Source organism: Candidatus Eisenbacteria bacterium (genome assembly GCA_018831195.1).
In the GTDB taxonomy this organism is placed as follows: Bacteria; Eisenbacteria; RBG-16-71-46; order CAIMUX01; family JAHJDP01; genus JAHJDP01.
Genome location: JAHJDP010000042.1, coordinates 200,940 through 227,196, shown reverse-complemented (window position 1 = coordinate 227,196; position 26,257 = coordinate 200,940). Strand labels below are relative to the sequence as shown.

Below are 26,257 nucleotides of genomic sequence, written 5' to 3'. Positions count from 1 at the left end.
AGATCTCGCTTTCCCACAGAATTCCTGCTCTCAAAAGGGTTGACAGGGGTCCGAACCTAACCAATTATTATTTAGGGCTTTGCAGTATATCTATCCTAGCGCTGGAGGATGGATTCGGGAGATCTGGAAGATCAGGAGCGGAATTCTCAACATTGATATTGGATGCCCTCAAATCGAAGACAAATCTCGATTTGTATGGGTATTTTTAGAGTTTGATTAGCGTGTAAACGGCCATATCACACCATCCTGGGATGAGCTGTTCTGGGATATCTTGGGAAGAGGCCTTTCGTTATATGATCGGTAAGCGGGTCGGGCGATATCAAATTACTGCTGAAATCGGCCGGGGGGGGATGGGGGTCGTCTATAAGGCGACGCAGGTCACCCTTAATCGAACCGTTGCCGTTAAGATGCTGCCGCCGCATCTCGCTCTCTCGAAGGAATATCTCGCCCGCTTCCAGCGGGAAGCTGAGACCCTCGCCCGTCTTGCTCATGAGAATATCGTCCATATTTACGATATTGAGGAACAGGATGACGCCCACTTCATTATTATGGAGCTGGTCTCCGGCGGTTCCCTCTCCTCCCTGTTGCAAGTCCAAAGGCGGATCAATCCCGCGCACGCCCGCGATATCGCCACCCGGCTGGCGGATGCCCTCGCTGCAGCGCATCACCAGGGGATCATTCACCGGGACATTAAGCCCGACAATATCCTCTTCTCGACGGCGGGGCAGCCGAAACTGACCGATTTCGGAATCGCCCATATGCGGGACACCAAATTCAAAACGCAGACCGGGCTCTTCCTGGGGACGCCACTCTATATTTCTCCTGAACAGGCCCGCGGCCAAACCGTCTCCGCCGCCAGCGATCTCTATTCACTCGGCATCGTTCTTTATGAGATGCTCTGCGGCCATGTCCCCTTCAGCGCTGATGACCCCCTTGCCGTTGCCCTGAAGCATATTCAGGAGGCGCCCACTCCTCTGAATTCCGTCGCAGCCGATCTGCCGGCAAGCCTCTGCGCCATCGTTCACCGGATGATCGAGAAGGCTCCCGGCGACCGGTATTCATCCGCCAGAGAAGTACAAGAAGCCCTTCTCATGCTGGATCTTGGGATGACTCCCGGGATGGCTCTTCGGCGGCAGGCGGCCTCCCCATCCGCCAAAGCCGGGGAACAGATCTGCCCCGAGTGCCACACGCCTCTGAAGAGTGAATTTCTTACCTGCCCCAAATGCGGACGGGCGATCCGCAGATCATGTGTGAAGTGCGGACAACAATATGATCCCCTGTCACCGGAGTGCCCCTTCTGTAGAACGCCGGCGTCGATTTCCGATCCGTCCATGGCTATCCCTGCGCCACCCCCGCGGAGAGCACCGGGTGAACCGCTGCCGAAGGATCCGCAAAGGGCCGTGGATAAGGGGCGGCAGGTCGCCAAGCAGGTGGCAAAAGAGGGGCTCCAGGCGGCGCGCGAGGGGTTCGATGCGGCGGCGGAGGGCGGCGCCAAAATCGTCAAGGGGGGGGCGAAAGCCGCCGCCGACGGATTAGGCCACGGTATCAAAGCGGCGCGTGAAGGACTCGACGCCGCGGCTGAGGGTGGAGCTCGTATCGCCAAAGACGGCGCAAGGGTCGCGGCCGAGGGTGTCGCGCGGGCGGCGGAGCATGTTCCCGGTGTCACCCCGACGCTCATGGGGCGGCTTTTCGCTCCATTCCGTAGCGGGGGTTCACCCGCCGCACGTTATCTTTGGATCGGCGTTGGGATTATTCTCCTCGCCTTGCTCATTCTTCTCTTGAAGCCACTCTGCTCCCGGACTCCCATCGATCCCTTTCTCTCATCCAATGAAATGTCATCCGGCCTGACGTCGGGAACAGAGTCGCAGCCGGTTTCCGACCGGCAGATCCCGAATACACAACAGCCCAAACCCCGCGTTCTGACCGAAAAGGAAAAGGACGCCATCGCAAAGCTGGCGGGAGAAAAAGACGGCGCCACGGAGGAAGGCGATTCCGAGGCTGAAGACACCGAAGATGAAGACGCCACAGACTGGGCGGATAGCTATTCCGAATCGGACGGCTATGTTGAGGAGGAGAAGGATCCGGCGGATGAAGAGAAGTCGGAAGAGGAGAAGCCCAAAGAGGACAAGGTGATTGTAAAACCACCGGTCGAGGAAACACCGGTTGCGCCGGAGAACACCAAACCGCCTCAAGACCTGTTCGATGAGGCCGGCGCCCGTCAGCTCATCCGCTCGATTATCGACCGGCAGAAGAAGGCCTTACAAGAGGGCAATGTCAGCAAAGCCCTGGCAGACGCCTCAAGTCGAATCCGGAAGGAATACGAACCCATACTCAAACAGACCTTTGAATATTTCAAAATCTCGGATATCCGTCTGCTGAATCTCGACGTCGATTTCGATGACAACCGGCATGCAAATGTCTGGATGAGTTCCCGGTTTACCTTAACCAGCAAGCTTGATGGCTCAAAGGTTACGGAAGAGGGCGAAGAAGCCTGGAAGCTGGCCTTTGACGGCAAACGCTGGTGGATCACTGAGATTCAAAGCCTTGGAGACACCCACTAAAATGTCTGCATCGAGCAAGAATCCCTGGACCCTTTCCGTTGGGTTTAAAACAGACACAGGACGGCAGAGGGATCGCAATGAGGATGCCTATTACCTGAATCTGCCCTATCCAGGGGAAACTCAAAGATCATTCGCTGACGGCATTTTTGTCGTGGCGGATGGGATGGGCGGGCACGATGCGGGGGATATCGCCAGCCAGTACGCGGTCAAAGCGGTCGAAGAAGCCCTTACCGATTCCAACGCCTCCCATCCAGAGGAGTCCGATCGTATCCTTTCCTATCTCTCGGCCCTCCTGACCGAGGTCAACCACGGCATGATGCGCCTGGCCAAAGAGCGGGGACTCGACCGGGGAATGGGATGCGCTTTAACATTAGGTATTATCCGGGGCAGCGATCTTTTGCTCGCCCATGTCGGCGATACCCGTTGCTATCGATTGAGGAACGGCGTATTTGAACAGCTCACGGAAGATCATTCCTGGGTCGCCCAACAGCGAAAAGCCGGTTTGCTGACCGCGGAAGAGGAAGCTCAACATCCGCGACGGAATCTGTTAACCCAGGCCTTGGGGATGGAAACCCGCCTCGATGTTTTTACACGGCATGAGATTGTGCAATCAGGCGACCGGTATCTTTTCTGCAGCGACGGTCTCCATGGACAGGTCGATGATAAAACCCTGGCCCGGGTGCTTATGGAAGAACCGCCCCAGACCGCGGCGGGCAGGCTTGTCAGGATGGCCAACGAAGCGGGCGGTCCCGACAATATCACGGTGATTGCGATTCATCTCGACTCCAGCACGGCCGGAGTGATAACGGCTCCACAAATGAAGCCCCGCGGAGGTTCCCCTGAGGACCCCTATGCTGAAGTCTATGCCGGGCCGAAATACGACGCCGCCATCGCCGACACCGATCCGGGATCCTCACTCTCTATGCCATCGCCATTTGAAAGAGCCGCCGCCAGACAACTGGGGCCGCTGGAACGCCGCTTCCGTTGGCGGGAATGGCCCCGCACCCTGATCTGGATCGGCCTGGCTATTGTCATATTGGCGGCCGGCACTGTGGCCTGGTTCACCTTTATTCACAAAACAGACAAAGAGAAGGCGTCCGCGGAACTTCAGATGATTTTTGACGCCCTCGCGGATGGCCAGGTATTGACGCTGCTGAGTGAAGGGCAGGAAAAAGAGGCACAAAGAGTTTTGTTCAATCGGCTGCCCCGAACGCCGGTCGATCCCGGGGCGCAAGAACTCATCCGGCGCTTGGGCGCCACACTCGATGGAAGTACAGAATCCCGACCCATCGATTCGCCGCCGGAGGTGAAAGAGGCGGGTACACCCCCCGGAACCGGATCGGAGCGGGTAACATCCGACCCCTTGACAGATGATCCATCAACCGCAGGCATGGGGGGCGACCCATCCAGCTCGGCGGCGGATAGTGTCATCGTGAGCGAACCGGACTCTATTCCGGAATAAAGGAGGACAAGGTGATGTCTGACGATATGGGAAAAACGAAGAAGATGTGCCCCAACGGGCATCTGATGGATCCAGCCTGGGAGGTCTGCCCTTATTGTCCCAGCGACAGAACGGGCTCCCCGGATCTGGCAAAGACCGTCAGAGTGGAAGATGTGAAGAAGACGCCACCGCCTCCACCCCCGCGGCCGGAAGTCAGAAAGACCGAGATTCTCCGTACGAAACCCGCCATCAATGGAGTCGGCTGGTTTGTTTCGATCAAAGGCGCGTCACAAGGAACGATCCACACCGTCCAGAGCGAGAAGGCCACGCTGGGAGCGGCCGCCGGTTGCGATATCCGTCTCACCGACTCTCATGCCTCCGATCAGCATGCCAGCCTCCGTTTCGCTGACGGCTGTTTCACTTTGACGGACCTCGACAGCACGAATGGAACAATGATCAACGGAAAAAAAATCGCCCGTCAGAAATTGGCCGACGGAGATCAGGTCTCATTCGGCTCCTCCGAATGGATATTCAAATTCGTTCAGTGGGAAAGTTAATCACATGCGTGATTCAGGCTGTGCCGGGAAGGAGACAGGAATGTTTAGAAAATTGGGAACGATCATATCTTTCGTCGTTTTGATCCTATTCATGTCACAGGCTGTGCAGGCGGATCTCGATGCCGATGCCCGACAAAGGCTTTATTATAAAGTAAAGCCGGCCGTTGTCCTGGTTTGGTTCTCAGTGCAGGCCCAGATCAATATCCAAACCGAAACGGGTCCGCTGCAATTGGAATCGCAAATGTCCGGATCCGGCTCGGGGTGGCTGATCTCCGCGGATGGATATCTCGTGACGAATGGGCACGTGGCGGAGCTTTACCACGACGACAACGAGGAACAGCTAAAAAGGCAATTGTTATACCAAGCGCTCGCCGAAAGCATTTTCCCATCCCTTGAGGCAAAAGAAGGCCGGCAATTCACTGATGAAGAGAAGTTCGCGCTATTCCAGGCATTCCTGCCCCAATCGGAGATCACCCTAAAGAAAGACCTCAGCGTCTATCTTCAGAACTGGAAGAAGTACGCCGCCGAGGTCAAGGAATATAGCCCGCCGATGAGTGGACAGGCCGGCAAGCTGGCTCTTCCTTGGGACAGCAGCGAAACCGGCAAAGATGTCGCCATCTTAAAAATTGAAGGACGGGATCTCCCTACCGTTCGAATCGGCGATTCCGGAACGGTTCAATTGGGCGCCACTGTTCACGTCGCCGGTTATCCCGGCGTCGTCATGCAACACATCTACCTCAATCCTGAATCGGTCTTGGAAGCGAGCTTTACACGAGGACAGATCTCCAGCCTCAAGCTGGATGTCAAGGGCAGTAATGTTCTCCAAATGGACGCATCGACAACTTGGGGCAACAGCGGTGGTCCCGTTTTCAATGATGAAGGCCAAGTCATCGGGATGGCGACCTTCGGCTCTATTCACCAGGGCACCCAGGCCATTCAGGGATTTAATTTCGCCGTCCCTTCCAATGTCGTGCGGGAATTTGTTCGCGCCGCCGGTGTTGATACAAGCCCGAGCCTTTTTGATAGAACATGGAGTGATGCGCTTCAACTTTACTATTCCGGTAAAAAGAACAAAGCCATCGCAAAATTCGATGAAGCTCTCCGGCTGATGCCGGATCTGCCGGATGCCGTCAAATTGCAGAGAGAGGCGATGTCGGCCCCTGCCGGCGGCGGTGGCGGCGGTCTCTCAACAACAACTATGATCATCGGCCTGGTCATTATTCTTGGAATCATTCTTGTTGTTGTCGGTTTGATGCGGAGCAAAGGATCGGGAGGAAAGGCCGCCGTGAAAAAACCCAAGGCAGGCAAAGAGATGGGGCAGATCATCGTCCGGGAAGGGCCGCTGGCGGGGAACCGCTTTCCAATGACGGCGGAAGGGATCCGCATCGGGCGCGATCCACAAAAATGCAAAATCGTCTTGAGCGAAGAGACGATCTCGCGGGAGCAAGCCTTCATCTATCTGTCGGATAGCGGCGAGGTCATGATCAAGAATCTCAGTGGAACGAACCCCACTCACTTGAATGACCGGCCCATCCAGGAATCGGTCATCAAGCCGGGAGATGCGATCAAGATCGGCACCTCGGTCCTGGTTTATCAAAGCTCATAGATGAAGAACTCCAGGGCCTATGCACCTCAATGAACCAAGGAAGGAGGCCGACATGTTCCGGAAGCTGGGAATCACGCTCACTTTAATCATCCTTGGACTTTTCGCATTCCAAACGGCTGATGCGGATCTCGACGCCCAGCAGCGTCAACATCTCTATTACTCCGTCAAGCCGGCGGTTGTCTTGGTTTGGCTGTCCGTTCAAGCCCAAATCACGATTCAGACCGAGCAGGGTCCGATTGAAATGCAGACCCAAATGAGCAGCTCGGGATCGGGATGGATTATCTCGGCCGACGGATATCTCGTGACCAACGGGCATGTCGTCGATACCTACCACGACAATAACGATGAGCAATTGAAGTCTCAGATGTTGTGGCGGGCCCTGGAGGAAAATGTCTTTCCGGGAGCGGAACAGAAGCAAGGCCGCCCATTGACCAGCGAGGAGAAGGTCGCCCTCTTCCAGCAGTTTCTTTCTGCGGCTGAGATTTCCGTCAAAAAGGATTTGGACGTCTATCTTCAGAATTGGAAGAAATATTCCGCGGAGGTGAAGGAGTTTAGTCCTCCCATGAGCGGACGTCCGGGGAAGACTTCGATTCCCTGGGAATCCTGGGAAACCGGCAAGGATGTTGCAGTCCTAAAAATCGAAGGGCGTGATCTTCCCACGGTCCGCATCGGTGATTCGGGAACCATGCAGATCGGCGCCGCCGTACACGTCGCCGGTTATCCAGGCGTCGTCATGGAACACACCTACCTGAATCCTGAATCGGTTCTGGAAGCGAGCTTCACAACGGGGCAGATCTCGAGCCTCAAACTCGATGTCAAGGGAAGCAATGTTCTGCAATTCGACGCTCCGGTGACCTGGGGTAACAGCGGCGGTCCTGTCTTCAACGACAACGGCGACGTGATCGGGATGGCGACCTTTATCAGCATTCATCAGGGACAGCAGGCGATTCAGGGATTTAACTTCGCCGTCCCTTCCAATGTCGTGAAGGAATTCATCCGCGCGGCCGGCGTTGATACGAGCCCGAGTCTCTTTGATCGAGCCTGGGCCGACGCACTAAACTTGTACTATCAGGGAAAATCGCAGGAAGCCATTGCGAAGTTCACCGAAGTCCTTCGGTTGATGCCCGATCTTCAAGATGCGACCAAGCTCCAGCGTGAGGCGATGTCGGGCGGCGGCGGCGGCGAAAGCGGCGGCTTTTCCACAACGACGCTCATTATCGGTCTGGTCGTCCTTATCGGAATCATCCTCATCGTTACAGGTATCATGCGGACCCGCCGTGGTGGAGGCGCGGCGGCGGTGGCCAAAAAACCGAAGGCCGGCGCCGATCTCGGCCAGCTTGTTGTGCAAACAGGTCCACTGAAGGGCAATACTTTCCCCATCACCGTCGATGGCATCCGTATCGGGCGCGATGCCGCCAAATGCCAAATCGTCATCAACGAAGAGACCGTTTCGAGGGAGCACGCCATTGTCTTTGCCGACAACGCCGGCGCCATCATGGTAAAGAACCTCAGCGGCACCAATCCGACGCATGTCAACGAGCGTTCGATTCAGGAAACGACAATGCAACCGGGTGACACCATCAAGGTCGGCAGCTCCGTCATGGTCTACAGGAAGGGATAGGAGGAAGATCCGATGTCTTTGTGCCATTTGCAAAGGCTGCACTGCATCATTTCTCTTGGGATCATGCTGGGACTGGTCTTGATACCGCAAACAGCGGCCGCTCAGATCGGCGCCATCGGGGGATCCTTCGGCGGAGGTGCGGGTGACGACATGTACCATCGCGGGCCTGTACTGACGGAGTCGGGTTATGTTTTAGATAAAGGACAACTTACCCTTGGCACCTATTTTATTTATGGGGAGCTTAAGGACACATCGGTAGATTATATTCCTATATTTGATGACTATGGATTCCCGTACGCCTATATCCGCGGTGATGACGAAGTCACGCTAACCAGCACACAGATGACGGTGTCCGCTTTCTATGGTTTAACCGAAAAGCTCACCGTTGGAGGTTATCTCTATCCGATGCTGAATTATGATATCGATCACGATATCACCTTTTCATACCAGGGCGCCTCCATCGACACTTCCACCTCCGAATCGATCTCCGGTTTCGGCGACCTGAAGCTCTACTCAAAATACCAACTCTGGAAACAGGAACTCGGACGAACCCGGGTGGCTCTGTTCGGATTAATCACTCTTCCCACCGGCGATGACGAGGTGGGCATTGAGGGCACGATCTGGACCGCCGGCATCGCGGGCAGCCATCGTAGAGGTCGCTGGAATCTTCACGGGGATGCCAGTGTTTCCATCCCCTCGGATGAGAACTATGATACCAGCCTGTCCTTCGACGCCTCAGCCGTCTATGCCGTCGGCGCCAAGGTCGGTCTCAGTGGCGAAGTTCTGGCCTCGGTGAGTGACGGCGAGACATATTTGGATATATCTCCCGGCTTGAGGTTTAAGGCGGCGCCCAATATTTTCGTTAGCGGCGCTTTGGTTGTCAATTTGCAAAGCCCGGAATTATCCGCCTTTGACTACCAGGCGTTTTTGGGATTAGACCTCCTCTTCTAGGATCGCACCGAGAGGGCGTTGATTATCGGGCGGGTTCTCCAAAGGATCCGCCCGGCCTTTACAAGGGGTGAGGGCGGATGCGCGATAAACCATCCCTGGAACAAGACCCGGAAGGGAAGCCATCGCACGGTGTTAAACCGCTCGGCGGGGCTTACACATTCCTCTGGGAAAGTTCCTGGAACACCATCATTCTGCAACTGGCGCTCGTCACCCTCCTGATCTTCCTGGCCCTCCCGCCGCCGAAAGGATTGTCGCAGGAAGGCTTCCGGGCCATCGCGATTTTCGTCACCTGTTTCGGCCTCTGGATCACTGCCGCCATCCCCTTCGCTGTAACCGGTCTCCTTGCCATCTCGCTTCTTTCTTTATTCCACGTCTTTACGGCGACGGAGGCCTTTGCCCTTTTCGGAAATACGGCGATCTTTTTTATCCTCGGCTCCTTCATTCTCGCCGCCGCCATCATGAAGTCGGGGCTCTCCCAGCGTCTCGCGCTCTTCATCCTGATGCGTTTCGGCCGCTCTCCGCGGCTCCTGCTGGCCGGTGTCTTTCTCATCGCCTGGAGCCTCTCCCTGATTATTTCTGAACATGCGGTCGCCGCCGTTCTCATCCCTGTTGTTTTAGAAATCAGCCGGGCCGTCGGTGAGAAATCGGGCGGGAGCCGTTACGGCAAGGGGCTTCTCATTGCGTTGGGATGGGGCGCCGTTGTCGGCGGGACGGGGACCCTTCTCGGCGGTGCGAGAGCCCCCCTGGCGCTCGGGATTCTGCGGCGCCTCTCCGGTGAAGAGATCTCCTTTATTGAATGGACCCGCGTTGTCTTTCCGGTCACCGTCGCCATGATTCCTGTTTCCATTGCGATCCTTTTCATCTTTTTCAGCGGGGATCGCCCCGATGTCTCCCAAGCTTGCCGGAAACTCTCGGAGCGGCTGGCGGGGCTGGGGCCGATCAGCCGGCGGGAAAAGGGGATTGCGATGATCTTTCTCCTCACCGTCCTTTGCTGGATTTTTCTCAGCGGCATGGTGGATCTCTCAACAACAGCCATCCTCGCTTCCGTGGCTCTCTTTGTCTTCCGGCTGGTCAATTGGGCCGATACCGAGGAATACGTCAACTGGGGAATCATTCTCATGTACGGCGGGGCCATCGCGCTGGGAACCGCCCTGTCGGAAACAGGCGCCGCAGAATGGATCGCCTCATCCATACTGCCCTGGGGGGCGCCGACCCTCGTTCTGGTCGCCGTACTGGTCGTTCTTGCCGCCATCCTCACCGAGGGGATGTCGAGCGCCGCCGTTGTCGCCTTTTTACTACCTCTCGCTATCGGTTTTGCCACGCCCTTAGGACTTCCCGCCCGCCATCTGGCCTACCTCATCGCCGTCGCCGCGGGACTCGTCTACATCTTCCCGATGGGCGCTCCGCCTATCGCCATCATCTTCTCTTCCAAGCAATTGAAAGTAAGCGACCTGCTGCTTCCCGGGGTCATCTTGCACCTGGTTTCCTGGACGGTCATACTGCTTTGGGTGCGTTACTTTTGGCCCCTGGTCGGTCTGAATTAATGGGGCTGAATTAGACGAGTCTGAACGGAAGCCGGACCGGATCTGAATCTTCCCGAAAGCAGGACATGTAACGGATGAGAAATACCTGGAGCGATCTTGCCCAAGAGCTAAGAAGCAACATCCTCATCGGAATCTCCATCGGCATCATCGGCGGCGGCGCCGTCGGCTCTCTCATGATCGCGACAACGCTTGTCCTTCACCCGGGTTTCCTTGGATCCTTTCAAGATCTGGTCCTTCTCTCGACAACCCTGTTGGGTGTCTACAGCATCCTGGCGCTGGGGATCGGGCTCTCCGGCGCCCTACTAAAAACGATCTATTTTCTCTTTCAAAAGAAACGACTCAGCGATACAAAAACGGCGGCCTTCGCCATGGGTTTGTTCTTTTTCCTTCTGGTCGCCGTCTACGGGATCTTCTGGTGCCGTTGGAACGGCGTCGGCGGCGCCTCACGAGAGGTCCTGATCAGCGTCCGCGCCTTGCCGATCTACGCCCTGGTTCTGGGTGCCAGTCTCATCCTCAGCCGGATTTTCACCTATGCCATGTATATTCTCATCGTTTATTGGAAAAAACCCCACAAGGCCCGCAAAGGAGACTGGAAGAAGGCCTTTTTCATTCTTGGATATTTTGCCTTCGCCGTCATTCTCTTCATGCTCGTTCTCCGGGCGACAACATCACCCGGAACAACAGACAATGTTAAACTCGATATGACGCAGGTCGATCCCAGCGGCCGCCCCCTGGTGATTGTGGGGATTGACGGGATGACCCGGGCCCGCCTGCAGGAATTACGCGCCCGGAAGGATATCCCCGGATTTAACAATGTGCTTGAGACCGGCGCCTGGGTCCGTCTCGATCCGGGAACCGGCCTTATCCCGCCGATTCAATGGACAAGTTTGGCGACTGGAGAAAGTTATCAGCGCCACGGAATCGCCGATTATAAAATAGAGACGCTCCGCGGTTTGCGGACGCCCTTGATTGTCAGGCCCGGCCAGGTCGGGCTCTATGAGGCTTTTAATCATGTCCTTCCCTTCTTTCGATTGACGCAGAGTCTGGCCATCAGAAGCCATATGCGCCAATCCAAGGCATTGTGGGATCTGGAGGATGAGGTGGGGCGATCGAATGTTGTGGCGGGATGGTGGGCCACCTGGCCGGCCGATCAGATCCGCGGCGCAATGATTACCGATCATGCCTTTCTCAAGCTTCAACAGCTCATACAGGAGCGCGGGGACTCTTCGCCGGATGCCGATTCTCCGGCGGCTCCGGCATGGGATCCATCCGGCGCCCATCAACTGGCGGGTGAAACCTACCCGGCAAGTCTGCTCTTTGAATTGGCGCCCTTAATGAAAGCAGCGCCGGAATCTGTTTCTCCGGAATTATCCTCTACGCTCTATACATCCGACCATCTCTACGCCGCCGCCTCCGCCTATCTTCAAAGAAAACTCGATCCGGATCTACTCATGCTCTATCTGCCGGGACCGGATGTCATGAAGCGGGTCCTGTCCAAGGGCAAAATCGAGGAGTGGGAGTCACCGTTCAACCGGGAATTGAATGCGTATATCGATTTCATTTCAGAGCCCCTGACGGATCTCCTGACATACCGGGGACAAGCAGCCGGGGATCAGGGAGCCATCAAGATCATCCTCATCCTTCCCGGCTGGAAAGAGGAAAACGAGGATGGCTGGCTGATTGTCAGCGGCGCCAATGTACAGTCTGGAGCTATTTCAGAGAATCGGTATAGTCTGGCCGATGCCGCCGCGACCTGCATGTATCTCATGGGCCTCCCGCTGGCGAATGATCTGGGCGGGCGTCCTGTCCTTGAAATAATTGAACCCGGCCATGCGGAGCGGCATCCGCCGGTGGCAATCCCCAGCTACGGCCTGCGGCCGGTTCCGGATGATCCAGAGCGGCCCTCCGGCGTGGACGGCGAAATGCTGGAAAGGCTCCGCTCACTAGGCTATATCGGTTCGTAAAGACTCGTTCAGCACATCCGGACAATGCCCCCTCCAATTCACCAAGAATTTGTGATAGAATTACAAGGGCTTGTGCATCCAGAGGGGGGATGAAAATCTGAACCGGTTCTTATACATAATCACCGCTCTTCTTGCGCCCCTCCTCGTTGCCATGACAGCGCATGCGGCGGATCTTCGACAGGATCTATTTTCATTGGATATCAGCATCGATAAATCTTCCTATTCCTGGTTCGGTAATATCCTTATCAACGCCGATGTCACACTCGACGGATTGCCCGTCACCGACTGTGATTCAGTGGTCGTGATGGGAATCGTCAATCCAGCTGTCCGTGATCATTTATTCGATGACGGTGTTCCACCGGATCTGACTTCGGGAGACGGCACATATACCGGATTCTTTCATGTGGGGGGTATCACCGGTGAGGCGCGCCCCACCGGTAATTATCAGCTGAACGTCACGGCCTATCGCGATGCTTCCGGTGGCAGCGGCCTCTCTCCCTTCTTCTCTCTTTATACCGTGCGACGGTGGACCGGCATCACGACCGGCGCCGGGCAGGATGCCTACGATTCCTATACAGGGTTTGCCGTGGAATCGAATGGTTTGGGTGCGGGGTGGCATCATACAATAAGCGATTTCGGCCTCATTCGTTCCTCAGCCGTCAATGACGCTCTGATCCGGATCCCGATTCTGCCGAAAGCGAACAGCATCGAGAATGTGATCGTCCAGGGCGAGGGTGTTTCAAGTATCTCGGTTCAAGATAATATCATCGAATTCATTTGTGATATGACATTAGCGTCGGTCGCCCGCGTGACCATCGAATTTGACGCCCCGAGCGGCCTGGCCGGAACCCTCATTGATCGCTATCACACAGGAGATATGGGCTTAAGGGACTTCCGCAACGGCTATCTCATTTGGAATCAATATATCCACACGGGAATCCTCGGGTCGGACTATTCCTCGCCGCATGGGCCGGGCTGTGTTGTCGATCTGCACGTCACTGATCTTGAAACCGGCGAGCCCCATACGGTTGATTGCATGGAGCGGGTTGCCGTGCATCTCGACCACAGCGCTTATAACGACGGAACAGGAACTTATCCCAGCAATATCAAATGGACCGGAGATGCCCTCTCTTGGCTGCTCTCCGGCGATTTGGAATCGTTGACATTTAAAATGTCCTCAGGAGGGCTCTACGGACTCCGTAATAAGGTTGCGGTAACGAAGACCGTGCAATTTTACAACGACAGCCGGATGTTCCGCCATCGCTATGTCATTCGAAACATCGACGCCGTGGCCCACGATTTTGATTTTGTCTGGGGACGGGAACAGTGGCTTTATGGAAGCGCCGCGGGATCGGATCGGGAGGAGGATGATCGGGGCCTGCTTCCTAATGATACCGGCGCATACAGTGGTGAGGCTGGAATGACCGCGGCGGAAATCGACGGCAATTGGTTTGCCGCCTACGATCGCACCTCATTCTATTCGATCGGCGTTATTCTTCCCGACCGCACCACCGAGTTTATGCCGACCTATAGCTACTTCCTCTGCAATCCCCCCTTGGGGAACTTCACCGGTGAATACCCGATCTATCCTTCGGGCTCCTGCGCCGACATGGAAAACCTCTTTTTTGAAAAACGCTTCGGAAACCTCGCTCCCGGTGACTCCTCTTCCTACGAATTTTATCAGTGGGCGGGGTATGGAGTCGACCGGACGCTGCTTGTCGATCTTCTCTGGAGGGATGCGGTAAAATGTTCCGACGAGCCGTTGGTGATCGATTTCTCTCCCATTGGGGATGAGGTCCCGCTTCACGCGACAATTGATATTTACTTCAACAAATCGATGGACTCGTCATCGACCGAAGCGGCCATTGTCATCTCACCGGAGCCGGGTCCCGGCGGCACATGGGAGTGGAGTGATTCGAATCAGCATCTGAAATACCGTCCCGGTGAATTTTTGCAGGCCGAGACAATCTATACAGTTGAGGTTGAGCGCGGAGCGCTTGATATCGAAGACCGCCCCTTGGCGACGGCGGCGCTCTGGTATTTCGAGACCGCAACGGGCGCCAGCGATGCGCCGGTGGATGGAGCCGCCGCGTCGAGACTCTTCATTGCCGGAGCCGCTCCAAACCCCTTTAACAGCATGACCTCCATCGTCTTCAACATCCCAAAGGCGGGCCGGGCCCGGATAGCTCTCTATGATGTCCGGGGCCGCCTCGTGAATACCCTTCTCGATGAGATGCTTCCGCCGGGCGGCCACGTTGTACAGTGGAGCGGACGGGACATCGCCGGCCATGAGATGGCATCGGGAATATACTTCTGCCGCTGCCAATCGGGGGATCAACAAGCCGTTCAAAAGATCGTATTGGAGAGATAGAACGCCGTCTGTCCAAGGGATCGTTAGCACAAGGCGCGGGGAACATGACCTTTAGCCCAGAATGAAGATCTATCCTAGGTTTACAACCTTCCCGGGTCCCATCAGTATCTCGGTGATCGCATACATGTTGGATATCTCCCCCACGACGATTTTTTCTTTGAGGCCAAAATGTCCAAGACAGGTGCCGCACGCCAATATCTTGACTCCTCTGCCGGCGAGTTTTTGAAGATCATCGAGAATCGGGGATCCCTCGATGACCAGCTTGACGCCTGTGTTGTAGAAGATAACAGCGCCGGGATCCTGTTCCGCTTCGCCCACCGTATGGAAGAAACTGCGGATCAGAATCGCGCCCAATGCCTCGTCGCCCCGGCCCATTGTATCACTCGATATGGCGAGGACGGCCGCATCGGCTCCGGTTACACCGTTTGATTTCGCTTGTCCGGTCATAAACTGCCTTTCTCCTTTTCAAGATGCGTCATGGACATTCTTCCTCTTCATTAAAAACTTCACGGAATAGCCGCCAGATCCCTTTGCGCTGCGCCGTGCCCCTTGGCGCCCGGTCGAAATAGATATCAAAAATTCGATCTGATGCGGTCCGCACCCGGAAATAATCCCGCCCGACACCCCACGACCCGCGGCTCTCGGCCGCCGCGGCGTGACTAGGGCGCATATTGTGGGCCATTCGATCCCTGCGCCTGTAGTCATGCCATTCCTTTAACAATGCCGCAATTTCATACGGACGGCTGCGCCAGATAAATCGTTTGGGACATCCGGGCTTCTTCTCAAACTCAGGTTTCTTGTCAAAGCCGACTTCGATCGTTTCCCCAATGTATCGGCTCGGCGCCTCACTCATTCTTTTGCTTCCAGAAAAGCATCAGAGATCTGCTTGAAGAGCCGCCCGCTTACCGGCGCCTTTGACATATTCGAGAGGATGGCCACCACCATGCCCTCCTCGGGATAAACGGCGAGATAAGAAGAAATCCCGGGGCCGCCGCCCGATTTTATGAGGATCTTTTTCCCCTTCTCAGCGGTTCCTATCTCCCATCCAATGGCATAGCGGGTCAGTCCCCCCTCATTGGTCAATTGGCGGTTGAAGATATCTTGCACCGTTTCAGGCCGGAGATAGTCTGAGTTCAGAAGCGCCGATCCGAAGCGGGCCATATCATCAGCGGTGGATAGATAGCCGGCGCCGGCCCATTTATAGCTCGGATCATGGAAGTCGGCCTTGGATATTTCCTTTTTCCGATTGCCCACATAGAACTCTGTGCAGTTTGGTATCTCCTTCAGCCTGTCATTCGGCACCGTATGGGTCAGCTTCAAGGGCTGCAGCAGGAATTCATCCATGCAGCTCAGGAAGTTCTTCTTCAGGACACTCTCAATAACGGCGGCGATAACGGTATAAGAGGTCGTTGCGTAGAGAACCCGCTCTCCCGGGATATCTTCCAGCGGTTGTTGAAGATAAAGATCCAGCACCTCTTGCGTCGTCTCGAAGTGCCGAGTGGTATACATATATTCCTTATCAAAACCAGTGGGCAGGCCGCTCAGATGAGATGCGATCTGCCGGATCGAGATCCCGTGACCCCCATGCTCAAAACCGGGCAGATATTTTTCGATTGGAGCATCCCAATCCAGTTTCCCCTCATCGACCAGCCGGGCGCAAAGAGCCGTCGTCAGCACCTTTGAGATGCTGCCGATACCAAACTTGGTCTCTTTTGTCACCGGAATTTTTTGTTCGATATCCGAAAATCCAAACGGTTCGGACCAAATTTCACGATCATCGATGAAAACCGCCACACTCACACCAGGGACACCGGAAGATTCCATCATCTTCCGGATCGCTTCCCGGCTCTGACTTATCGCCCGAGCATACGAATCCTTGGAGTCGGTCGATAGGTCAGCCTGGGCCGGACAGGACATCGCGGCCGCTGATAACAACAAGACAATACAAACGGGTCTTAGGAGACCTGAAACAATGCGTTTCATAAATCCTCCGGAGAGCGTTCCCGGTTTCCGTGTGATTATATCCTCGATATTCGGGCTCCACCCAGCGTCCAGTATTCCCTATGGAGGTCACAGGTCAGACATGAGTGGACCGGTAGTACAAGAACAACATCGCCGATTGACAGATCATTGAAAATTTCCTCTGTTACTTCCACCAATCCATGTTCTTGTGAAAGGGAGACCAACGGCGCCCGCCAATCGGGAGATCCAAGCGATTCAGCAGGGATCAAAGAGAGGCAACCGAAGATATCTTGTTCATTATCTACCAAAAGGTGCTCTTTGGAAAGATGCACCGCACCGCCATAGATGAGAATCTGGCGGCGATGTCGATACTTTCCGACAACGGGACAGGCAACGGCGACCGCGATCTCATCATCACCGCAAGAACCGATGGCCCGCTGCATAAGATCATAGAAGACAAAATTGCCGGGCCGGATTTCATCGATTCCTGAAAAATCATCCGCAAGCACACTGGTCGGCGTGTCGCCGATCGAAATTTTGCACCCGGTATGGCCCCGCTCCAACAGCGCTGTCTTAACCGATTTCATTCGATTCGCCGATTCTGTATGAATGGCCAGAACTCCATCACGGGACCTCTGATGATAACTGTGGCCGCTGTGAGTCAGGATACCCTCGAAATGCGTTTTCGGAGATCGCCGCAGAATGCCTGCGATGACGGCGATCTTTTCAGTGTCATCCCAGGGGACACCCGCCCGGCCATAACCCGCATCAATTTTGATCCAGACATTGAGCCCAGAAGAGGGGATCTCGGATAGCGCGATCGCCGATGCCTCGGCATCGACGAGAAGTCCGAGATCAATCTCTGAAGCCAAGGTCCGGATGGAATCGAGCTGCGGAAGATTGACCGGGAAGGCAATGGTGATATCGGTCCAGCCGGCCTCAGCGAAAGCCTCGGCCATCTCAACCGAAGAGACAGTGATCGATTCAACGCCCATGGCTTTGAACCACGCACCGATTTCCACCGATTGATGCGTCTTGAAATGCGGTCTCAAATGCACGCCGGCGCGGCGGGCCTTCTCCACCATCCGGGCGATATTCCGCTTCGCCCGCGCTTCATCGAGGAGAAGGGTCGGCCGTTGGATGGGAAAACCGATAAAACGATGCGCTGAACCGCTCATTCACAGACCCCCTGGATTTTGTTGACCTCCAAGATCTTGGGACGCCCCCCTTCCTAACACGGTCAGAGGGAATTGTTCCCGGAATCGAGGGGACTGACAAGGCCCGGCGTATCTTTTTGCGTACCTTGAGATTAAAAGGCGCCCCACGGTCGGCCCATTTGAAAAAAAGTCACGGCCCCCGCTTGACAGATATGGAGGCTGGGGCGATTATATAGATAGTCGATATATAGAGACTATATATAAGTACTCATGGGGAGGATTTCCCAGTGTCCGCGCTCGAGATCCAAAACCTGACGAAGAGCTGCAATGAAATTCTACTCCTGGCCATTTTGTCATCCGGCCCCCGGCACGGTTATCAACTGGCCCTGGAAATCGAGGAAAAGAGCCGGGGCCATTTCCGATTCAATCACGGAACCCTCTACCCCATCCTGCACAAACTGGAAAAAGACGGACTGATCAAAGGATCTTGGACACCGGGCGACGGGAAGAGACAGCGCAAGAGTTACTCATTGACCTCCAAAGGGCAGAAAGAAGCCCGGCTTCTGCGGGAAGCCTGGCGGGGCTTTTTCGAAATTTTCTTTAACATTGTGGAGGAGAAATGACGGAATATCGATACGCCGAACATCTCCGGCGGATACATGAACGCCTGGATTTGCCGCAACCGGTGAAGTCGAGAATCATTCTTGAGATCGCCGCCGACATGGAAGAGTTGCACCGTCATTACAGGGAGAGCGGCTTATCCGAGCGGGAGGCCGAAGAGCGGGTCGCCGGGATACTCAATATTTCCGATGAAGCCCTCGCCGACCTGATCGAGGTTCATCAATCACCGATCAAGAGATTCCTGGATCGCTTATCGTCTCAAGCCCAATCCCGCTGGGAACAAACCACACTGATTATTCTGCTTCTGTTTATGGGTGTGACCACCGGACATATTTTACTGACCGCCCGGCCCTTCGCCGATGCCGGTCCCATGGTCTGGCCGGTTCTGGGAACCTCTACCGCAACGATCTATCTGATGCTTAAGAAAATTTACACTCTTTTCATCAAGAAGGACTACAGGGTCCGCAACCTGCATTCAGGCCTGACGCCTTTACTGGTTATGGCCGGACTCAACGCCTTTGTGGGGGTCATCGCCTTTCTTGTGACGCTGACCGCCTCATACCTATTCATGACTCTATATATAAAACCGTCGGGCACCGGAATGGCTGAAGCCGTGCGGCAGAGCGCAGCCGCCGGGATTGTCTGCCTGTTCGCGGCCGTCATAACGGGGCTTATTTGGTTTCTTCTATCAAGCAGTGTCACCCGTATCGTACGCGCCGAAGCCGATGGCTTATTGGGGTGGCAAACTCCAAATGGAATTTAACAAAGCGTATTCTAACGCGGTCACTATTGGAGGTCTTTTATGTCGAAGTTTTTTATGGAATGCGGCGTTTATGCATGGCCTCTCCTGGCCCTCACGATCACCCTGATCTTCCTGTCACTCTGGCGGATCTACTGTACCTTCTTAAAGAAGGGGGCTCCCGGTACCGGGCATCATGCCATCCTCTTCTGGGGCGCGATCAGCGCCATTCTGGGGATTCTCGGCCAGTGCCAGGGACTCTACAATGCGATGGGCGCCATTATGAGAGCTAGGGAGGTTTCGCCGAATATCATGGCTCAGGGATATAGGGAGAGTCTCGGCACAACGCTTTGGGGACTCCATCTTCTCTTCTTTTCGGCCATTATCTGGTTTGTGCTGCAGAATCATGAAGAGCGAAGGCGAAGGAAACTCGAGATTTAGGTTGTGCTTCGGAAATTGCATCTAAAGTGGTCAAGAGCCCGGCGGCCCATTCGGCCGCCAGGCTCTTTGCATACTTTCCTCTGGAGTTAGCGCCATCAGGACTCATGGTAATTCTGTCATCGAAGCCCAATCCCCCGATCCTGATTTCAATCGAATGATTCTCATTTCTCGGGATTGAATCGTTCCGCAATCAATCCGATAGGCGCCGCGGGGGTCGGGGCCCTGGAGATTCTTGATCTCTCCCTCTACCTGGAGGTGATCAGGGTTTCCCGGCAGGCAGACCCACACGCAGAGACCCTCCACAACATCTGAAGCCCCATTCTCAATAAAGAGAGCAAACTCATCATTCCCGCGCCGTATCGATGTTTTTACGCCATGCCTTTGGATCCACCATTTCGCCAAGCCATCGGGCCCGCTGATCCAAAGTTCCTCGAGCGGAATCGACGCAAGGAATTGTTCAAGATCCTCTATATTTTCGGTCTTCCCCATGACTTGTGTATGAAGGCTGACATAATCAATCCCATTGAAACAACGGGTCTTCTCAAAATCAAACCGGAGCTTTTTAAGGACACCGATCTCAGTACCATCTTCCTTTTCAAGCAATTGGTAATCATCCCGCTGGGCGCGTGGAATAGTGATAACGAAGGCATTGGGATTCTCCGCTGTCGGTGCGGGAAGAATCTCTGGCATCGCACTGGCGATGTTTCCGCTCCCCAGGAGATATTGGAATCCTGTTTGAGCCATGGCCTTGATGGTCGCCTGATCGAATCCCTCTTGCGGCGGACGAAAGCCGAGAATGGGCCGGCCAATTATACGCGAGAGATCCTTCGAGCTGCGGTGAAGGCGTTCTATCTGTTGTTTGAAAGGCTGCCCGTCAAATCGCTGATGATCATCACTGTGACTGCCGATATCATGCCTCTCAGCAAGGGATTCGACTATGTCGGGATACTTCTTGGCTAGATCACTCAGGCACATGAAGCCGCCGCGGATCCCATAGAATGTGAGAACAGTATCGATATGCCGGGCATTGGCGAATTCATGCTCGGTGTCGGTGACCACCAGCAAAGCCATCTTCTTTCCGCCCGGCCAGAGATCCGGTTCAGAGACAGGAGTTCCGGAGCACCAAAGAATCATCTCCCGCAAAAATGTTAAAGACGTTTTGATATTATCGGCCTGCGCTGTCGGGAGATCGGGATCAAAACCGACCCACGCAATTCTGCCCGCTCCCTTCACTCCAACAGCGGCGGCTGAAAAAGGCTTGCTTGAGTATGGATTTGGTTCGCGCATCCAATTAGACCAGACTGCGGCGGAGGGCAGTCCCGTAATCCCCCATTGCGAGGGACGCTTGTCCAATGCGATTCTATATCCGGACAAAGACCGTGTACCGATTGGGCCGTCAGGCGATATATAAATAAATGACGTTTCTTGCAACTCGAATTCCCGGATCTCTGTGCATCCGAGAAGTGATTTCATCCGATCCCACCCACGCCAGCTTCCATTGGGATTCCTGACACCGGCGGCGCCGGCGAAGATGACGCCTTCCCCATCTTCGATCCCCTGCTCAATCTGCAGGCACTCTTGATCGGAAAGGCAGAAAGCGTGCGGAAGCAGAAGCACTTCCCCCTGCCAATCATCCAGTGAGGGGATCAATCGGTTTCTGATACCAAGCTTTCTGAAAAGATCCTGCCATGGCTGGAGGATGATCGTCTCATCGCCTCCAAACGATTTGAAATAGGAATGATTCGCCTCAGTGGACAAAATCACAATTTCAAGGTTTTCAATTTCTGAAGCCGCCGGGCTCTCCGCCGGCTTCAGTGACGGTTGCATGGGCCCGGGAGGATAAATGCGAAGGAGCCCTATCGTGGCGATAACGGCCAGAAAGGCCATCAGAAGCCCCGCCAGAAGCACCTGGCTTCTTGTAATCCGCGGTCTCGTTACCCGACGGGTTCCCAAAGGAGATGGCATATCATTCACTCCTTTTTTAAAGGTCCTCAAATATCCGGCGTCTCCATCGGCTCATCATCGGTCCCAGTGGCTTGAATCTGCGTCGGCACGTACCGGTGGAAAAAGACGGCTTCGCGCCTCTCCGCTTCATTAAATTCCCTATTCGGATTTCTCCGCTCCCTCGCCTTGTAGGCAAGGTAAGACGCTATCGCGAGGATGATCGAGGCGATAGTCGCCACCAGGATCACCGTTGAAAAGAAAGGAATGAGACTCATTGTACATCCTCCATGAATCTAAAGGACTTGACGCCCTGTTAGATTCGTCCCCGGCGTTCGACCTTCCCCCAGCTCATCTCAACCGCGAAGAGTTCCTCCACCGAGGCGGCGAGTTTGCAGATATCCAAGGCTAAAGCAAAGAAAAGCCGGTATACGATGGCGTAGGGAATCAGCGACAACCGCTCCTCCTCTACAACAATGCAGTAGAGCGCCGCCACCAGATCCAATACCGTGAGTTGCGCCCACCATAGAACGAGGAGCGCCCCGCCTCCGTATAATCCCGTCACATAGATGAGGAAGAGATGCGCCGCGACATTGACCGCAGGCCAGATCAATCCTTCGAATGAGAGGTACAGAACCGCAAAGGAAAGTCCTCTATTTCTAAAGCTCAAGGCCGCTGCCCAGCGCTTTTTGAGAGCCTGCAGCACCCCTCTTGTCCAGCGGTAACGCTGCTTGATGAGGTCCTGCATGTTCTCCGGCGCTTCAGTGAAAGCAATGGCATGCGGCTCATAGCGGATCTTCCAGCCGCGCTCAAGAATCTTCAGGGTAATATCGCAATCCTCGGCGAATGTGTCGGTCGTATAGCCGCCCGCCTCGAGTATCACCCGCCGCCGAAAGATCCCGAAAGGCCCTGGAATGATATTCACCGACCGGAAGAAGGCCTGCGCCCTCCGGACCATATTCAAACCTTCGATATATTCCAAAGCCTGCAGACGAGTAATCATATTGCGCCGGTTGACCACTTTAACATTTCCAGCCACCGCCCCTACATCCGGATCAGCGAAATGGATCATCGCCGATCTAAGACTGCCGGGCGCCAACTTGGAATCGCCATCAACACAGAGAATCAATTCTTCATCTGCCGCCGCGATACCGAGATTCAATGCGCTCGCCTTGCCCCCGTTTCGCTTGTGTAAAACGCGGATGCGCACCCCGGAATACCGCCCCTCCATCGATTGGGCTCTCTGATACGTATCATCCGTTGAGCCGTCATCCACCACGATAATCTCATAGGTCGGGTAATCGAGTTCCAGCAGCGAGCGGATAGCCGCCTCGATTCCGGCCCCCTCGTTGAAGGCTGGTACAATAATACTGACGCCGGGTGTCGATTCCGGCGTTTTCTCCAAGGAGCCCTCCACCTGGTCCAGATAGGCAAACCACATCAAGAAAAGATAACGCAGCAGCAGCAGGCACATGAAACCGAAGAAGAATCCTCCGGCGCCGCGAATGAGGATCGGCATAACCGGAAGGGGCTCTTTAAAAACGAGTGCAAAAATGAGGTAACCGGCCAAAGATAAAAAGGCGGCCAGAAAGATAAACAGGGCGAAATAGCTTGTCGTCCTCTTGAGCATATTATGGGCTCCATCGCAGGGCAAAAGTAAAGACCCGCCACAGATACGTCGTTTCACGGCGCGAAGAATGATATTCAGCCGACCCGAAGATCTCCAGCCTTGTTGCGGGTCTAAGCGATAACTCCGCACTCGCGCCGGTCATGCGGCCCCGGCCATATTCATTTCCGATACCGCCGCCCCATAGCGCCAATTTCAAGGAAGAGGACTGAGACAATGATAACTGCTTTATCAGTTTTGCCGCGAGATTCCATTCCTTCTCGGGGGACCAGTAATTCTCCGAGATGTTTTGATAGTCGATTCCATATGCCGACCCGACCAACAAGAACGTTTTGTGGATTGGAACTTCAAGAGAGAGATCCATCGATCGCACAATATTTCGATCATCATACCGGCCCGCGCGAATCTGTGCGAAAATGCCTCGGTCTCCGGGAAAGCTCATATAAGATGAGAGAAGCCCCTCCCACCCGCGCACTGATTGCCGGTGGGCTCTATAGCTTTTGAGTTCGTACGCTCGATCGCGATAGTTCAACTGCACATTGGTTGTGAGCCTTGACACAGGGCGTGAAAGAAAACGCAGGTCGATTCTCGGCTCTGATCCATCGTCATTATAAAACACACCGCCTGTCCGGCTTCTTAGTGTATGGCCCCCGGAAAATACATGCGTCACGCCGGCGACAAGCTCGGTGCCCGTGAATTCGTTGTCGCCGTCGGAGATCCACTCCAATGCGGCATCCATCGATATATTCCGCATGACCGATCCGATCACTTGATGGACCCATTGCGTACGCACCGCCGTCATCCCGCCGGAATCATGAAAGTACTCTGTTTCGCCGGTTCTCTCCGGATCCAAAAGCCTTCGGATCCGGCGGATTTGCGGACTCGATTCCGGATCCTCACCCATCACAGACAGCAGAGAGCACAATTCCAGCATCGCTTCTTCATTCCGCCCGGCCCAATGGAGCGCATTGGCCCGCGCCCTGATGTAGGACGTATCCTGGGGGCTTCCCTTGAGGAGTTCATCATATAATGGGACAGCCTGATTGGGGTTCCCCGACCAGGCCAGCGCGTTCGCCAGATCAAAACGGGCGGAATGATCCTGGGGCCGGATCGTTAAGTAGGCCTTGAAGTCTGAAACCGCTCCCTTTTCATCGCCGCTCCAAAGGGCTTCCCGGGCCGCCGCCAGAAGGCTGTCGCCTGCCGCCATATTGGCCGGCAATGGATACCCCGAGGCGCCGGAAAAAACGGAGATCCAGAAGAACAGGATCAAGGATGCGCGCATCAGAGGCTTCATCAATCCCCTCATCCATCGGTTCCGGTCGACGTTGAAGAATCCCCGGATTCCCCATCAGAGGATCGTTGGAACATTGGATCGCCATAAAGATTAGCCTGTTGATTCTCCACAAAAGCCAGCGCCCTTTTGGGTGTGAGCGCTTTCTTCCCGGTAGATTGTACAATACCGAAGGAGACCTTGATTTGGCTTAGGAACCCGGCCGCGTTCTCTGGACCGAGATTTTGCACCCAAAACCGGCGAAGTTTCCGTATATAGGCTATTGTCCCGCTGCGGCCCTCGGCATTGAGGACGACAAGGGCTTCATTATGATCATTAAAGGTCATGAGATCCTCGGGCCGGCTCCAGTTTTCAAGATCCGAATGGATTCTTTGTACGGCATCTTCACCCAGCTGTTCCGCATCCCAATTTAATTGAACAATGCCGATCGGGACATCGAATTTCTCGATACCTTCACAAGCTCTGGCTAATCTCATTCTGAATTCGGCGCCTGACAACCGGGTTCCGTGGGCCGTATCCAACAAGGTTTCCAATGGAATATTCTGCTGCCGCGGGCCGGCGCTGGTCACCCGGATACGGCTTGCATTGCGGATCTTTTCTTGGACCACCAGCAAATCAAACGGTTTTGTGATAAAATCGTTGGCTCCCAGAGATAACCCTTTGACCCGTTCTTCCTGGCTTCCGGCGGCGGAGATGAAGATGATCGCGCGATCAAATCCTCTCGCTCGCAAAGTGCGGCAGACTTCAAATCCTGAAAATCGCGGCATTTCCACATCAAGCACAACGACATCCGGTTTTTCACTCAACGCGAATGTCACGGCTTCGGCGCCGTCCTCCGCCAATATAATGTTAAACTCCTTCCGCAGCGCCTTCTTGAGAATGGATCGGACAAATGGATCATCGTCAGCGAAGAGCACGGTCGGCATAGCCGGTTCTTCCTCTTCCTTTCCCTGAACAGCCACCGGAATCTCAATCACATCAGGCCTGCTGATGGATCGTTCAACAATTCCCCTGTCCGCCACAATCTGAAAGGGGATTTTCCGCATCCGATCTGATGACTGCCTGATATTGTGAATGAAGAGGTATTTGTTCGATTCAAGATTCTCAATCTCGTCTTGCAGCTCAAAGACACCGTAGCAGACTTCCGTAAAAACCCGATAAAATGACGGATGGCCCTGCGTCGCTCCTCGATCATTCAGGAATAGCGGTGTCCAATTCCATTCCTGTAATGTCTCCACTAAATAGCGGAGATCGTAGCGTAGTCGCCCTTCTTCGGTCGTTCCGGCGAAAAGAGGATGGATAGGATCAAAAACAATCCGCCGGATCTCCCCTTCCTGACGAAGGGGTTCCAGTTGTTCAAGGAAGGGCTTCCAGCCGAATCGCATGATCCGGCTTGTCACATCCCTGTCATACTCAAGAAAGATAAGTCGCCCACTCTTAACAGCAGGATCGAGACCAAGACCGAGGCTCATGCCCTGTGCGATGAGATCAGCGGGTCTTTCCATGACCATATAAACCGCCGCCTCGCCGTTTTTGACGGCGCCGAGCGCGTACTGGAGTCCCATGATGGATTTCCCTGATCCCCCCTCACCAAAGGCAAGGTAGGCTTTCCCGCTGAGGAAGCCGCCAATATGGTCATCCAGGAATGAAAGATGCGTTTGAAAGACCTCGTTCATAATTCCCCCAAGTGTCAGATACAGACGGATATATCAGGTATCGGCAATCCGGGGCCCTTCTGGAGCAAAAGCAAGAAAAACACCGGCGGCGACAGACACTTTAACTGGCTGATAGAAATAGAGTTATGACAGCAGGCCAAAATCAGCCGATCATCGAAAGGTAAAGATAGCTGTTTGGTGGGATTA

The 26,257-nt window shown here is 54.8% G+C and carries 21 protein-coding genes; 12 read left to right on the top strand and 9 right to left on the bottom strand.

Features of this window, described 5'->3' with window-relative positions:
* Positions 1-293 precede the first annotated feature (293 nt).
* From KJ970_09090 to KJ970_09050, 9 genes are all read left to right on the top strand, one after another.
* On the top strand, positions 294-2,561 hold the full coding sequence (locus KJ970_09090; protein MBU2691072.1) for a protein kinase: 2,268 nt from the start codon (positions 294-296) through the stop codon (positions 2,559-2,561).
* Between the two features lies 1 nt (position 2,562).
* Positions 2,563-4,023 carry a protein phosphatase 2C domain-containing protein gene (locus KJ970_09085; GenBank protein ID MBU2691071.1) on the top strand — a complete coding sequence of 487 codons (1,461 nt, stop codon included), beginning with the start codon at positions 2,563-2,565 and terminating at the stop codon, positions 4,021-4,023.
* Positions 4,024-4,037: 14 nt separating this feature from the next.
* A complete protein-coding gene (locus tag KJ970_09080; GenBank protein ID MBU2691070.1) occupies positions 4,038-4,559 on the top strand; it encodes an FHA domain-containing protein in 522 nt (173 codons plus the stop codon).
* Positions 4,560-4,599: 40 nt separating this feature from the next.
* Positions 4,600-6,165, top strand: a complete 1,566-nt coding sequence (locus tag KJ970_09075) for a trypsin-like peptidase domain-containing protein (GenBank protein MBU2691069.1) — start codon at positions 4,600-4,602, stop codon at positions 6,163-6,165.
* Positions 6,166-6,217: 52 nt separating this feature from the next.
* Positions 6,218-7,786 (top strand): trypsin-like peptidase domain-containing protein, encoded by a 1,569-nt coding sequence (locus tag KJ970_09070; GenBank protein MBU2691068.1) that lies wholly within the window; start codon positions 6,218-6,220, stop codon positions 7,784-7,786.
* Between the two features lie 12 nt (positions 7,787-7,798).
* A complete protein-coding gene (locus tag KJ970_09065; protein ID MBU2691067.1) occupies positions 7,799-8,737 on the top strand; it encodes a transporter in 939 nt (312 codons plus the stop codon).
* A gap of 77 nt (positions 8,738-8,814) precedes the next feature.
* Entirely contained in the window at positions 8,815-10,281 is a 1,467-nt protein-coding gene (locus KJ970_09060; GenBank protein ID MBU2691066.1) for a DASS family sodium-coupled anion symporter, read from the top strand.
* Between the two features lie 74 nt (positions 10,282-10,355).
* Positions 10,356-12,245, top strand: coding sequence for an alkaline phosphatase family protein (locus KJ970_09055; GenBank protein ID MBU2691065.1), 1,890 nt, complete (start codon positions 10,356-10,358; stop codon positions 12,243-12,245).
* Between the two features lie 151 nt (positions 12,246-12,396).
* Positions 12,397-14,616: an Ig-like domain-containing protein gene (locus KJ970_09050; protein ID MBU2691064.1), complete on the top strand. Its 2,220-nt coding sequence runs from the start codon at positions 12,397-12,399 to the stop codon at positions 14,614-14,616.
* A gap of 69 nt (positions 14,617-14,685) precedes the next feature.
* On the opposite strand, the gene yedF is transcribed toward KJ970_09050, so the two are convergent.
* The 4 genes from yedF to KJ970_09030 are packed head-to-tail and all read right to left on the bottom strand — an operon-like array spanning position 14,686 to position 17,756.
* Positions 14,686-15,063, bottom strand: coding sequence for a sulfurtransferase-like selenium metabolism protein YedF (yedF, locus tag KJ970_09045; GenBank protein MBU2691063.1), 378 nt, complete (start codon positions 15,061-15,063; stop codon positions 14,686-14,688).
* 28 nt (positions 15,064-15,091) lie between these two features.
* On the bottom strand, positions 15,092-15,469 hold the full coding sequence (locus KJ970_09040; GenBank protein ID MBU2691062.1) for a hypothetical protein: 378 nt from the start codon (positions 15,467-15,469) through the stop codon (positions 15,092-15,094).
* Positions 15,466-16,599 (bottom strand): beta-lactamase family protein, encoded by a 1,134-nt coding sequence (locus KJ970_09035; protein MBU2691061.1) that lies wholly within the window; start codon positions 16,597-16,599, stop codon positions 15,466-15,468. Before KJ970_09035 ends, KJ970_09040 begins: the two co-directional genes overlap by 4 nt.
* A gap of 35 nt (positions 16,600-16,634) precedes the next feature.
* Positions 16,635-17,756: an alanine racemase gene (locus KJ970_09030; protein MBU2691060.1), complete on the bottom strand. Its 1,122-nt coding sequence runs from the start codon at positions 17,754-17,756 to the stop codon at positions 16,635-16,637.
* Positions 17,757-18,022: 266 nt separating this feature from the next.
* Here KJ970_09030 and KJ970_09025 point away from each other — a divergent pair, with 266 nt between their 5' ends.
* From KJ970_09025 to KJ970_09015, 3 genes are read left to right on the top strand one after another with little or no spacing between them, the layout of a single operon-like run.
* Positions 18,023-18,358: a PadR family transcriptional regulator gene (locus KJ970_09025; GenBank protein MBU2691059.1), complete on the top strand. Its 336-nt coding sequence runs from the start codon at positions 18,023-18,025 to the stop codon at positions 18,356-18,358.
* Positions 18,355-19,119, top strand: coding sequence for a hypothetical protein (locus KJ970_09020; GenBank protein ID MBU2691058.1), 765 nt, complete (start codon positions 18,355-18,357; stop codon positions 19,117-19,119). Before KJ970_09025 ends, KJ970_09020 begins: the two co-directional genes overlap by 4 nt.
* Positions 19,120-19,158: 39 nt before the next feature.
* The gene (locus KJ970_09015; GenBank protein MBU2691057.1) at positions 19,159-19,536 is read left to right on the top strand and encodes a MotA/TolQ/ExbB proton channel family protein; all 378 of its coding nucleotides are present in this window, start codon (positions 19,159-19,161) and stop codon (positions 19,534-19,536) included.
* Between the two features lie 102 nt (positions 19,537-19,638).
* Here KJ970_09015 and KJ970_09010 read toward each other — a convergent pair whose 3' ends face one another.
* From KJ970_09010 to KJ970_08990, 5 genes are read right to left on the bottom strand one after another with little or no spacing between them, the layout of a single operon-like run.
* Positions 19,639-21,501 (bottom strand): polysaccharide deacetylase family protein, encoded by a 1,863-nt coding sequence (locus KJ970_09010; protein ID MBU2691056.1) that lies wholly within the window; start codon positions 21,499-21,501, stop codon positions 19,639-19,641.
* A gap of 26 nt (positions 21,502-21,527) precedes the next feature.
* Positions 21,528-21,755, bottom strand: a complete 228-nt coding sequence (locus tag KJ970_09005) for a hypothetical protein (protein ID MBU2691055.1) — start codon at positions 21,753-21,755, stop codon at positions 21,528-21,530.
* 38 nt (positions 21,756-21,793) lie between these two features.
* Complete coding sequence (locus KJ970_09000; protein MBU2691054.1) at positions 21,794-23,107, bottom strand: glycosyltransferase family 2 protein; 1,314 nt, start codon at positions 23,105-23,107, stop codon at positions 21,794-21,796.
* A gap of 1 nt (position 23,108) precedes the next feature.
* On the bottom strand, positions 23,109-24,398 hold the full coding sequence (locus tag KJ970_08995; protein ID MBU2691053.1) for a hypothetical protein: 1,290 nt from the start codon (positions 24,396-24,398) through the stop codon (positions 23,109-23,111).
* An 8-nt stretch (positions 24,399-24,406) separates the two neighbouring features.
* Positions 24,407-26,071, bottom strand: a complete 1,665-nt coding sequence (locus KJ970_08990) for a response regulator (protein ID MBU2691052.1) — start codon at positions 26,069-26,071, stop codon at positions 24,407-24,409.
* Between the last annotated feature and the right edge of the window lie 186 nt (positions 26,072-26,257).

Coding starts and splice junctions, on each gene's coding strand:
- KJ970_09090 (MBU2691072.1), top strand. CDS start 294: ATGATCGGTAAGCGGGTCGGGCGATATCAAATTACTGCTGAAATCGGC.
- KJ970_09085 (MBU2691071.1), top strand. CDS start 2,563: ATGTCTGCATCGAGCAAGAATCCCTGGACCCTTTCCGTTGGGTTTAAA.
- KJ970_09080 (MBU2691070.1), top strand. CDS start 4,038: ATGTCTGACGATATGGGAAAAACGAAGAAGATGTGCCCCAACGGGCAT.
- KJ970_09075 (MBU2691069.1), top strand. CDS start 4,600: ATGTTTAGAAAATTGGGAACGATCATATCTTTCGTCGTTTTGATCCTA.
- KJ970_09070 (MBU2691068.1), top strand. CDS start 6,218: ATGTTCCGGAAGCTGGGAATCACGCTCACTTTAATCATCCTTGGACTT.
- KJ970_09065 (MBU2691067.1), top strand. CDS start 7,799: ATGTCTTTGTGCCATTTGCAAAGGCTGCACTGCATCATTTCTCTTGGG.
- KJ970_09060 (MBU2691066.1), top strand. CDS start 8,815: ATGCGCGATAAACCATCCCTGGAACAAGACCCGGAAGGGAAGCCATCG.
- KJ970_09055 (MBU2691065.1), top strand. CDS start 10,356: ATGAGAAATACCTGGAGCGATCTTGCCCAAGAGCTAAGAAGCAACATC.
- KJ970_09050 (MBU2691064.1), top strand. CDS start 12,397: ATGACAGCGCATGCGGCGGATCTTCGACAGGATCTATTTTCATTGGAT.
- yedF (MBU2691063.1), bottom strand. CDS start 15,063: ATGACCGGACAAGCGAAATCAAACGGTGTAACCGGAGCCGATGCGGCC.
- KJ970_09040 (MBU2691062.1), bottom strand. CDS start 15,469: ATGAGTGAGGCGCCGAGCCGATACATTGGGGAAACGATCGAAGTCGGC.
- KJ970_09035 (MBU2691061.1), bottom strand. CDS start 16,599: ATGAAACGCATTGTTTCAGGTCTCCTAAGACCCGTTTGTATTGTCTTG.
- KJ970_09030 (MBU2691060.1), bottom strand. CDS start 17,756: ATGAGCGGTTCAGCGCATCGTTTTATCGGTTTTCCCATCCAACGGCCG.
- KJ970_09020 (MBU2691058.1), top strand. CDS start 18,355: ATGACGGAATATCGATACGCCGAACATCTCCGGCGGATACATGAACGC.
- KJ970_09015 (MBU2691057.1), top strand. CDS start 19,159: ATGTCGAAGTTTTTTATGGAATGCGGCGTTTATGCATGGCCTCTCCTG.
- KJ970_09010 (MBU2691056.1), bottom strand. CDS start 21,501: ATGCCATCTCCTTTGGGAACCCGTCGGGTAACGAGACCGCGGATTACA.
- KJ970_09005 (MBU2691055.1), bottom strand. CDS start 21,755: ATGAGTCTCATTCCTTTCTTTTCAACGGTGATCCTGGTGGCGACTATC.
- KJ970_09000 (MBU2691054.1), bottom strand. CDS start 23,107: ATGCTCAAGAGGACGACAAGCTATTTCGCCCTGTTTATCTTTCTGGCC.
- KJ970_08995 (MBU2691053.1), bottom strand. CDS start 24,398: ATGAAGCCTCTGATGCGCGCATCCTTGATCCTGTTCTTCTGGATCTCC.
- KJ970_08990 (MBU2691052.1), bottom strand. CDS start 26,071: ATGAACGAGGTCTTTCAAACGCATCTTTCATTCCTGGATGACCATATT.